The organism is Amycolatopsis sp. cg9, assembly GCF_041346945.1.
In the GTDB taxonomy this organism is placed as follows: domain Bacteria; phylum Actinomycetota; class Actinomycetes; order Mycobacteriales; family Pseudonocardiaceae; genus Amycolatopsis.
Genome location: NZ_CP166850.1, coordinates 10,441,985 through 10,451,212, shown reverse-complemented (window position 1 = coordinate 10,451,212; position 9,228 = coordinate 10,441,985). Strand labels below are relative to the sequence as shown.

The following is a 9,228-nucleotide window of genomic DNA, read 5'->3' as shown; positions in this document are numbered from 1 at the left end:
CAACCAAAGAAAGGCCCCGGTCGAGAACTTCGGTTCTCCCGGGGCCTTTCGCTATTTCCCGGCCGGCCGGCGCAGCAGGTACGTGTCCATGATCCAGCCGTGGCGCTCGCGGGCCTCGGCCCGGACGCGGCGGATCTCGTCCGCCAGAGCGGCCGTCAGCGGCCCCGAAAGCAGGATCTCGTCCGGCGTGCCCACGTAGGCGCCCCAGAAGATCTGCAAGCCCTCGTCGGTGAAGCGGTCGAACGTCGTGTGGGCGTCCAGGAGCACGAAGACGTCGTCGACCCCGGCCGGCCAGCCCTCGGCCAGTCGGCGGCCCGTCGTGAGCTGGACCGCCCGGCCGATCTGGTTCATCGTCGTCCGGTGGCGGGCCACCAGTGCCGAGATGCTGCTGACCCCCGGCACGACCTCGTACTCGAACGCCACGTTCCCCCGCGCGAGCACCGCCTCGATCAAGGCGATCGTGCTGTCGTACAGCGACGGGTCGCCCCACACCAGGAACGCGCCCGTGCCGTCGGGCCCCAGTTCCGAGCGGATCAGCCGCTCGTAGACCTCGGCGCGCGCCGCGTGCCAGTCGGCGACCGCGGCCCGGTAGTCCGCCGGCGCGCGGTCGCGGGGCGGGTCCTCCGCCAGCACCACGCGGTAGCCCGGCCGCGTGACGAACCGGTCGAGGATCTCCTGCCGCAGCCGCACCAGGTCCGCCTTCTCCGAGCCCTTGTCGAGCACGAAGAAGACGTCGACGCGGTTGAGGCGGTCGATCGCCTGCACCGTGAGGTGCTCCGGGTCGCCGGCGCCGATCCCGATCGCGTAGAGCTTGCGCATGCGTCGAGTCTGTCGGGGGCCGGTGGTGAACCCCTACCCCCGATGGGTATAAAGGAAGGAGAACGAAAGGACCTCCCCATGACCGAAGCGACCTACACCGTCGAGGGCATGACCTGCGGACACTGCGCCACTTCGGTCCGCGAAGAGGTCTCCGAACTCTCCGGGGTCCGGCAGGTCGACGTCGACGTCGAGAGCGGGCGCGTGATCGTGACCAGCGACACCCCGCTGACCGCCGAAGCCGTTTCCGCCGCCGTGACCGAGGCCGGTTACCGCCTGGTCGCGTGATGGCGGCCGAAGCGACCGCCGCGGAACGCGTCGAGCTCGCCATCGGCGGGATGACGTGCGCGTCCTGCGCGGCCCGCGTGGAACGCAAGCTCAACAAGGTCGACGGCGTCACCGCGACGGTCAACTACGCCACCGAGAAAGCCCAGGTCAGCTACCCGAGCGCGCTGTCCGTCGACGACCTCACGGCCGTGGTCGAAGCCGCCGGGTACTCCGCGCGGCTCCCCGAGCCCGAAGCTCCGGACGAGCCGCCCACGCTCCGCAAGCGTTTGCTCCTTTCGGCGTCGCTTACGGTCCCGCTCGTCGCTCTCGCGATGGTCCCGGCCTGGCAGTTCGACTACTGGCAGTGGGTCTCCCTCGCCCTCGCCGCCCCGGTCGTGACCTGGGGCGCGTGGCCGTTCCACCGCGCCGCCGCGGTGAACCTCCGCCACGGCGCCGCCACGATGGACACGCTCATCTCACTCGGCGTCGTCGCCGCGACAGCCTGGTCGCTGTATGCGCTGCTGTTCGGCATGGCGGGCGAGATCGGCATGCGCCACGGCTTCGAGCTGATCAGCTCCGGGATGCCGGGCGACAGCCTGTACTTCGAGGTGGCCGCCGCGGTCACTACGTTCATCCTGGCCGGCCGCTACTTCGAGACCCGGTCGAAGCGCCGCGCCGGGGCCGCTCTGCGCGCGCTCATGGACCTCGGCGCCAAGGACGTCACCGTCCTCCGCGACGGCGAAGAGCGCCTGGTCCCGGTGGCCGGCCTCCACCCCGGCGACGTCTTCGTGGCGCGGCCCGGCGAGAAGATCGCCACCGACGGCGTCGTCACCGAAGGCGGCTCCGCGGTCGACACCAGCATGCTGACCGGCGAGTCCGTGCCGGTCGAGGTCGGGCCGGGCGACGCGGTCACCGGCGCCACCGTGAACGTCGGCGGGCGGCTGCTCGTGCGGGCCACCCGCGTCGGCGCCGACACCCGGCTGGCGCAGATGGCGCGGCTCGTCGAGGCCGCGCAGAACGGCAAGGCCGAGGTCCAGCGGCTCGCCGACCGCGTTTCGGCGGTGTTCGTGCCGGCGGTCGTCTTGGCGGCGCTGGCGACGCTGGTCGGCTGGCTGGCCACCGGCGGCGCGACGGAGGCGGCGTTCACCGCGGCCGTCGCGGTGCTGATCATCGCGTGCCCGTGCGCGCTCGGCCTGGCCACGCCGACGGCGCTGCTCGTCGGCACCGGCCGCGGCGCCCAGCTCGGCATCCTCATCAGGGGGCCCGAGGTGCTCGAGTCCACCCGTCGCGTCGACACCGTGGTCCTGGACAAGACCGGCACCGTCACCACCGGGCGGATGACGCTCGTCGAGGGCGGCGGCGAGGTGCTCCGGCTGGCGGGCGCCGTCGAGGCCGCGTCCGAGCACCCGATCGGCCGCGCCATCGCGGACGCCGCCCGCGAGCGGTTCGGCGCGCTGCCCGCGGTCACCGAGTTCCGCAGCACCCCCGGCGTCGGCGTGACCGGCGTGGTCGAGGGGCGCACGGTCAGCGTCGGGCGAGCGAAGGGCGCAGCGGTCGGTGTGACCTGGGACGGCGAGGTCCGCGGCACGCTGACCGTCGCCGACACGATCAAGCCGACGTCCGCCCGCGCCGTCGCCGAGCTGCGGGAGCTGGGCCTGACGCCGGTGCTGCTGACCGGCGACGACGAGGGCGTGGCCCGGGCGATCGCGGCCGAGGCGGGCATCGACGAGGTCATCGCCGAGGTGCTGCCGGAGGGCAAGGTCGACGTCGTCAAGCGGCTGCAGGCCGAGGGGCGCGTGGTGGCGATGGCCGGCGACGGCGTCAACGACGCGGCCGCGCTCGCACAGGCCGACCTGGGCCTGGCGATGGGCACCGGCACAGATGCGGCCATCGAGGCGAGCGACCTGACCCTGGTGCGCGGCGACCTGCGCGTCGCGGCCGACGCGATCCGGCTGGCCCGCCGCACGCTCGCGACGATCAAGGGGAACCTGTTCTGGGCGTTCGCGTACAACGTAGCGGCGCTGCCGCTCGCGGCGCTCGGCCTGCTGAACCCGATGATCGCGGGTGCGGCGATGGCGTGTTCGTCGGCTTTCGTGGTGAGCAACAGCCTCCGGTTGCGCCGCTTCCGCTGAACCCCCGGAGGGTATAGTCGGTGGTCAGGGACGCGGACGAGGGGACAGGTGGGCGATGACGGGTTACAGCACGGAACGAGAGGCCTATCTCAAGCGCTTGCGCCGGATCGAAGGGCAGATCCGCGGGCTGCAGCGCATGGTCGAACAGGACAAGTACTGCATCGACATCCTGACCCAGGTGTCGGCGGCGACGAAGGCACTGCAGTCCTTCTCGCTGGAGCTGCTCGACGAGCACCTGGCGACGTGCGTCGTCCAGGCAGCGGCGGCGGGCGGCGAGGAAGCGGACTTGAAGGTGCGCGAGGCATCGGACGCGATCGCGCGGCTGGTTCGCTCTTAGCTATTTCGCCAGCACGGCGAGGGTGAGGCCGCCGGCGTTGGTCGTGAAGTGCACGATCACGGAGGCGAGCACACCCCGGCCGACGTGCCGCCACCAGTGCAGGAACACCCCGGCGACGCCCGCCGCGGCCATGGCGAGGACCTGCAGCACCACGACGGGAGTCGCCCCGAACACGGCGTGGACCGCGGCGTTGCGGCCGATGGCGAGCGCGGGGAGGGCGTGCCAGAGCCCGAAGAGCGCGGCCGAGCAGAGGATGGGCGGCCAGCGCCAGCGGTCGTCGGTCGCGCCGAAGAGCCCGGGAAGGACGCCGCGGAAGGCGACCTCTTCGATGAGCACGGTCCCGAACAGGATGCGGCCGCAGGTCAGCCAGAGCAGCTGGCCGAGGTCGGGGTCGCCGACGCGCCCGTCTTGGTAGACGGTGCGGAGGGCCGGGACGGCGAGCGCGACCCCGAAGACGACGGCGATGAGCGCGGCACCGGCCAGGCCGACGAGCGCGGGGCGGCGGAGGGTGCTCAGGCCGAGGTCCCGCGAGGTGCAGCCGGCCGCGCGGGCGAGCCCGACGAGGACGAGGGCGGCGGCGAGGCCGCAGAGGGGGTAGGCCCACCCGGGCAGGACGCGGTTGGCGAGCGTGGTGGCCGCGGCAAGCGTGAGGACGGCGGCGACCAGGGCGGACACGCGGCGTGGTGTGAAGGGGACGGTGTCGGTCAAGGGAGTGCGCCCGGGGTTGGCGGGGTCGCTGGGGTCGCCGGGGTCGCTGGTTGGGCGCTGAGCGGTGTGCTGGGGCTGGGTCGGGGTGGTCGCGAATGGGTCATTGGCGACCCCCACCACGAGCCGCCCGCGACCGCGCGGGTCAGGGTCGGTCGGCGAGGTCGCGAATGAGTCATTCGCGACGTTGGTGGTCCCGAATGACTCATTCGCGACCACGCCATGAGCCGTTGGCCGCCGCGGGGGTCAGGGTGAGCTGGCTGGGTCGGTGAGGTCGCGAATGGGTCATTGGCGACCCCGCCATGAGCGACCGGCTGCCGCGGGGGCCAGAGTGAGCTGGCTGGGGCGGCGCGGTCCCGAATGAGTCATTCGCGACCCCATCACAAGCCGCCAGCGCCGGCGTGCGTCAACGTCAGCTGGCTGGGGCGGCGCGGTCCCGAATGAGTCATTCGCGACCCCACCACAAGCCACCAGCCACGGCGTGCGTCAACGTCAGCTGACCGGGTCGGCGAGGTTGTCCGCTGGTGAGCGGCGCTGGACCGGCACTCTCTTCGACATCGGCATCGGCAACGTCGCTTCCGGGTCGAACGGGGGCGGCCGGTCGTCCAGGGCCACCGCTGCTTCCGTCAGGAGCGTCCGGCAGCCCGTCAGGCTCGCGTGCAGCTTGTCGCGGACCTCGTTCAGCGCCGCGACCTCGCGTTCGGCCACGCCGACCAGCGCTTCTCCGCGCTGGGTCGCCTCGGTGATCAGCTGGTCCGCCTTCGTGCGGGCGGCCGCTTCCTGGTCCGCCAGTTCGCGCATCGCCTCCGCGCGGCGGACCGTCATCGCGCGCTTGTGGTCCTCTTCCAGCTCGGCTCGGCGGTGCGCCGCCGCTTCGTCGAGCTCGCGGCGTTGCTGCTCGGCCGCGCGCATCAGTTCCTCGTGCTCGGCGCGCTGCCGGTCGCGTTCGGCTTCCGCCTCGGCGACCAGGCGGCGTTCCTCCGCGGTCAGCCGGACGGCCTCCGCCTCCGCTTCGCGGTGGATGCGCGTCGCGGTTTCCGTTGCGCGCGCGGTGATTTCGGTCGCCTCTTCGCGGGTCAGCTCGATCATCCGGCGCGAGCGCTCCTGGAGGGCGTCCGGGGCGATCGGGGTGCGGCTGATCCGGTCGATCTTCACGTGGAGCTCACCGTTCCGCTCCGCGAGCTCGGCTCCGCGCCGGCGCGCTGCGTCGCGTTCGGCGGTGAGCCTGCGGATCTCGGCCTCGGCCCACTCGACGTATTCCTTGACCTGTGCGCGGTTGAACCCGCGCCACGCCAGGTCGAATCGGGCCACGTCCTCGCCACCGCCGGGGGCCATGCCTCACCTCCGAATTGGATGGTTTTTCCTCGGCCGCACCTTTTCCTTGCCGTGCCGGGGAATCCGGTGTGCACCCCAGTGTGCCGCAAACCCGCCGCCGCGCGCTGCCCGGGCGGGTGATCATTCGTCGAGCGGTTCCCCGGCGCCGGTGGACGTGCTTCGGACGCCGGGCAGTTCCGCGAGTTCGGCGGCCAGGTCGTAGAGATCACCGCGGCCGTCGAGGCGCAGGGTGACGACCGCGATCCGTTGCCCCTCCTCGGAAAGCGACTCGTGGTCGACGTCGACGTGCTGCACCGACCAGCCCCGTCCGGTGCACGCGGCCAGTGCCGCGCGCAGGACGCCGTGGCCGTCGAGGTAGCTCAGCTGCAGGACCGGCGGCTGCCGCCGGTGGCGCGCGACGAACCGCTGCAGCGGCGGGAAGCCGCGGGTCACCACGAAGTGCGCGATGGTCGTGCCGGCGGCGAGGACCGGGAGCCCGGCGCCGCACGCGGTGCCGACCGCCGCGGTGACCCAGATCGTCGCCGCCGTGGTCAGGCCGCGGACCGCGTCCCGGCGGACGAAGATCAGGCCGCCGCCGATGAAGCCGATGCCGGACACGATCTGCGCGGCGATCCGCGACGGGTCCAGCGAGACGTGGTCGAGGCCGAGCAGATCGGCGAACCCGTACTTCGACACCAGCATGAACACGGCCGACCCGACGCCGACCAGGCTGTGCGTCCGCAGCCCGGCGGCCTTCATGCCGGCCTCGCGTTCGAGCCCGATGGCGACGCTCAGCACGAGCGCGAGCAGCACCGGCGGTAGCAGCTCCCACTGCGCCGACGTGGACCACAGTGTGGGCAAGGTCACGACCTCCTCTCTCGTCGGCCGACGGCACGCGAGGAGAACCGCGAGGCCGTCACCAGGGGATACTGGTCCGACAGCCCCGATCGTGCCAGGGTGAGGTGAGCTCGTGACAGCGACCCGGCCGGTCCCGGCGCCGGACTTCGTGGGTTACCCGGAGGTGCGGCGTCACGTCCGCGCCCTGCTCGACGGGCGGCCCGGCACGCACCGCCGCGCGGTCCCGGCGTGTCCGAAGTGGACGGTCACGGACCTGCTCGCCCACGTTCTCGAGAAGGCCGAGGGCGTCCTCGCGCGCCACGGCGGCACGCTGCCGCCGCCGGGACCGCTCGAGGTCCCCGCGCTGCTCGACCGCTGGGACGAGATCGGCGACGAACTCGACCGGCGCCTCGCCGACGCGGGCGGGCGCAGCGGCGAAGTGCTGGTGATGGACGCCTACACCCACGAACTGGACCTGCGCGCGGCCCTCGGCGTCCCGCCGCCGGTCGAGCACCTGGCCTGGGCGCCGAGCTTCGACGTGCTGGTCCGCGGCTTTTCGGGCTCGATCGCCGGGCGCGGCCTGCCGCCGGTCCGGCTCCGCACGACGGGCGGCTCGGCCTGGACGGCGGGCCCGGGACGGCCCGGGGTGTCGGTGACCGCCCCGGCCCACGAGCTCTACCGGGCGCTGGCCGGACGCCGGTCGGTGAGCCAGCTCGCGGCCCTGGACTGGAGCGCGGCCCCGGCCCGCTGGCTCCCGGCGTTCACCTGGGGACCGTTCGTGCCCCCGCCCCGACCCGGGAGCTGAGCGCGATCGGACGTCATGTCAGCCGCCGGGCGGGGTGACCGTCAGCAGGGCCGCCAAGGCCAGCACCACCACGCTGAGCAGGACCTCGATCGCCACCGCCGCGCGCAGGCGGCGCAGGTTCGCCGTCACCGTCTTCGTCGTGCCCCCGGCCGGCTCGGTCAGGCTCCGCCGGACCGCCGCCCGCGACCGGCTCGCCACCGCCAGCAGCGCCGCCAGCCCGGCGATCTTCAGCAGCACGAGCAGGCCGAACCCGGTCGTCCACAGCGCGGACAGCGTCGGCATGATCCGCAGCGCCAGGATCGCGCCGCTGATCGCGACCGCCGTCACCGCGCCCGCCGCGATGCGGGAGAACCGCGTCGCCACCGGGACCAGGTCTTCGTCCGGGGCCGGGCGGTACAGGCACAGGGCGAGCTGGACCAGGCCGCCCGCCCAGACGGCGATCGCGCCGAAGTGGACGAGGTCCGCCGTGACCGAGACGAACATGACCGGGTCCGTCACCGGGTGGCCGGTGGCCGAGAACGTCAGCAGGAGGACGAAGCCCGTCACCATCGTCAGGTTCTCGTAGCGGGCGCGCAGCTTGTCCGGCAGCCCGGGCCGCAGCAACCGGGGCAGCAGCAGCGTCAGCACGGCCACCGCCACCAGCCGGAGCAGCAGCAGCTTGCCGTAGGCGACGCGCAGCGTGTCCGCCAGCAGCCCGGTGTCGGACACCGCGCCGATGCCCCGCCCGGCCGCGTACGGGCCCTGCAGCACGAAGGCCGCCACGGTGGCCGCCGCGACCAGGCCCGCGCCGGTGCCGAGGAGGCGGCGGGCCCGGCGGTCGGTGCGGCCCGCCGGGCGGCACAGGACCAGGAACGCCGTGCCGCCGAGGAGGACGACGCCGAGGTAGGCGAGCCAGCGCACCGACGTCGAGGCCGCGTCGACGACGCCGTCGGTGCCCGTGGCCGCGGACACCGCGCCCGCCGACGTCACCAGGGGGCCGGTGCCGACCACGAACGCGAACGTGCCGCGGACCGGGTGGGAGTCGGCCGACACGAACGCGTATTCGACCAGGTAGCTGCCGTCGGGCAGACCCGGCTGGAGCTTCACCGCGAGCTGTTCGGCGTCCTCGCCGGGCTGGAACACCGGACCGGAGTCCACCTGCTTGCCGGTGAGGTCGACGACCTTGATGGACCCGGGCTGGATCCCCACGTTCTCCGACAGCGTGACCGACACCAGGGACGGCGCCGCGCCGAGGCGGGCGCCGTCCCCGGGGGTCGACGAGACGACTTCGACGTGCGCCGAAGCGGGAGTGGCGCCGAGCAGCAGCCAGCCGGCCAGGAAGGCCAGCAGCGCCAGCGCGCGTTTCACGACGCGGCGAGCTCGGGCTGCTTCGGCGCGCCGCAGTAGCAGCCGGTGATCTCGCGCTCGGCGGCCGAAGCGCGCCGGTGCAGGATGACCGCGACGATCATCGGGATGGTGACGATCGTGTTGTAGAACAGGTGCAGCTCCACGCGCGGCACCAGCAGCTGGATGATGCTGGTGGGCACCTTCTGCCCGGCCAGCCGCCAGCCGCTCTGCGCCTGGATGAACAGCAGCAGGTGCTCGATGTGGTGCCAGAACTGGATGCCCAGCGCGAGGTTCCACCACTGGCGCGAGCGGCCCGCGAAGCCGTGCCGCAGCACCCACAGGAACACCAGCATCACCAGCGCGTAGCCGTAGTGCAGCCACTCCTGCGAGATCAGCCACGGGAACGGCATGCCGAGCACGCCGCGGGCCTTCGAGGTGGGCCAGCCGAGCCCGTAGATCTGCACGGCCTGGACGATGTGCTCGGCCCAGTGGGCGATCACGACCAGCATGAACACCGCGAGCGCGCGGTTGTGGTAGCGGCTGTTGAGACTGCCCAGGAACCCGGCAGGGCGGGTGATTTCGGACGTCGACATGCGAACCCCAGGTCTTCCGAAGTCGAAAGGTGTGCGTAGACGATAGCCGTCCGCGAGCCGTGATCCGTTACTCCGGATTGCGCATTCCACCAGGGA

General features: G+C 72.9%; 10 protein-coding genes. 4 read left to right on the top strand and 6 right to left on the bottom strand.

Annotated elements, in window-relative coordinates; genetic code table 11:
- Window positions 1-51 precede the first annotated feature (51 nt).
- Window positions 52-819 (bottom strand): precorrin-6A synthase (deacetylating), encoded by a 768-nt coding sequence (gene cobF, locus AB5J73_RS47630; protein ID WP_370966756.1) that lies wholly within the window; start codon window positions 817-819, stop codon window positions 52-54.
- Between the two features lie 78 nt (window positions 820-897).
- On the opposite strand from cobF, the gene AB5J73_RS47625 reads away from it, so the two are divergent.
- Genes AB5J73_RS47625 through AB5J73_RS47615 form a run of 3 tightly spaced genes read left to right on the top strand, consistent with a single transcriptional unit; the run spans window position 898 to window position 3,552 of the window.
- Complete coding sequence (locus AB5J73_RS47625; RefSeq protein ID WP_370966754.1) at window positions 898-1,104, top strand: heavy-metal-associated domain-containing protein; 207 nt, start codon at window positions 898-900, stop codon at window positions 1,102-1,104.
- Entirely contained in the window at window positions 1,104-3,215 is a 2,112-nt protein-coding gene (locus AB5J73_RS47620; RefSeq protein ID WP_370966752.1) for a heavy metal translocating P-type ATPase, read from the top strand. Before AB5J73_RS47625 ends, AB5J73_RS47620 begins: the two co-directional genes overlap by 1 nt.
- Before the next feature lie 55 nt (window positions 3,216-3,270).
- On the top strand, window positions 3,271-3,552 hold the full coding sequence (locus AB5J73_RS47615; RefSeq protein WP_370966750.1) for a metal-sensitive transcriptional regulator: 282 nt from the start codon (window positions 3,271-3,273) through the stop codon (window positions 3,550-3,552).
- Here AB5J73_RS47615 and AB5J73_RS47610 read toward each other — a convergent pair whose 3' ends face one another.
- From AB5J73_RS47610 to AB5J73_RS47600, 3 genes are all read right to left on the bottom strand, one after another.
- A complete protein-coding gene (locus AB5J73_RS47610) occupies window positions 3,553-4,227 on the bottom strand; it encodes a type II CAAX prenyl endopeptidase Rce1 family protein (RefSeq protein WP_370966748.1) in 675 nt (224 codons plus the stop codon).
- A gap of 522 nt (window positions 4,228-4,749) precedes the next feature.
- Complete coding sequence (locus AB5J73_RS47605; RefSeq protein ID WP_370966746.1) at window positions 4,750-5,592, bottom strand: M protein; 843 nt, start codon at window positions 5,590-5,592, stop codon at window positions 4,750-4,752.
- A 120-nt stretch (window positions 5,593-5,712) separates the two neighbouring features.
- On the bottom strand, window positions 5,713-6,432 hold the full coding sequence (locus tag AB5J73_RS47600; protein WP_239071419.1) for an MgtC/SapB family protein: 720 nt from the start codon (window positions 6,430-6,432) through the stop codon (window positions 5,713-5,715).
- Window positions 6,433-6,541: 109 nt separating this feature from the next.
- Here AB5J73_RS47600 and AB5J73_RS47595 point away from each other — a divergent pair, with 109 nt between their 5' ends.
- Window positions 6,542-7,213: a maleylpyruvate isomerase family mycothiol-dependent enzyme gene (locus AB5J73_RS47595; RefSeq protein ID WP_370966744.1), complete on the top strand. Its 672-nt coding sequence runs from the start codon at window positions 6,542-6,544 to the stop codon at window positions 7,211-7,213.
- Between the two features lie 18 nt (window positions 7,214-7,231).
- Here the strand turns inward: AB5J73_RS47595 and AB5J73_RS47590 are convergent, their stop codons facing one another.
- Window positions 7,232-8,560, bottom strand: a complete 1,329-nt coding sequence (locus AB5J73_RS47590) for a copper resistance CopC/CopD family protein (RefSeq protein WP_370966742.1) — start codon at window positions 8,558-8,560, stop codon at window positions 7,232-7,234.
- Entirely contained in the window at window positions 8,557-9,132 is a 576-nt protein-coding gene (locus tag AB5J73_RS47585) for a hypothetical protein (protein WP_370966740.1), read from the bottom strand. Before AB5J73_RS47585 ends, AB5J73_RS47590 begins: the two co-directional genes overlap by 4 nt.
- Window positions 9,133-9,228: the final 96 nt, after the last annotated feature.

What these genes read in the sequence shown, in the direction of transcription:
- AB5J73_RS47585 (WP_370966740.1), bottom strand. Translation starts at nt 9,132, where the DNA reads ATGTCGACGTCCGAAATCACCCGCCCTGCCGGGTTCCTGGGCAGTCTC.
- AB5J73_RS47615 (WP_370966750.1), top strand. Translation starts at nt 3,271, where the DNA reads ATGACGGGTTACAGCACGGAACGAGAGGCCTATCTCAAGCGCTTGCGC.
- cobF (WP_370966756.1), bottom strand. Translation starts at nt 819, where the DNA reads ATGCGCAAGCTCTACGCGATCGGGATCGGCGCCGGCGACCCGGAGCAC.
- AB5J73_RS47605 (WP_370966746.1), bottom strand. Translation starts at nt 5,592, where the DNA reads ATGGCCCCCGGCGGTGGCGAGGACGTGGCCCGATTCGACCTGGCGTGG.
- AB5J73_RS47625 (WP_370966754.1), top strand. Translation starts at nt 898, where the DNA reads ATGACCGAAGCGACCTACACCGTCGAGGGCATGACCTGCGGACACTGC.
- AB5J73_RS47620 (WP_370966752.1), top strand. Translation starts at nt 1,104, where the DNA reads ATGGCGGCCGAAGCGACCGCCGCGGAACGCGTCGAGCTCGCCATCGGC.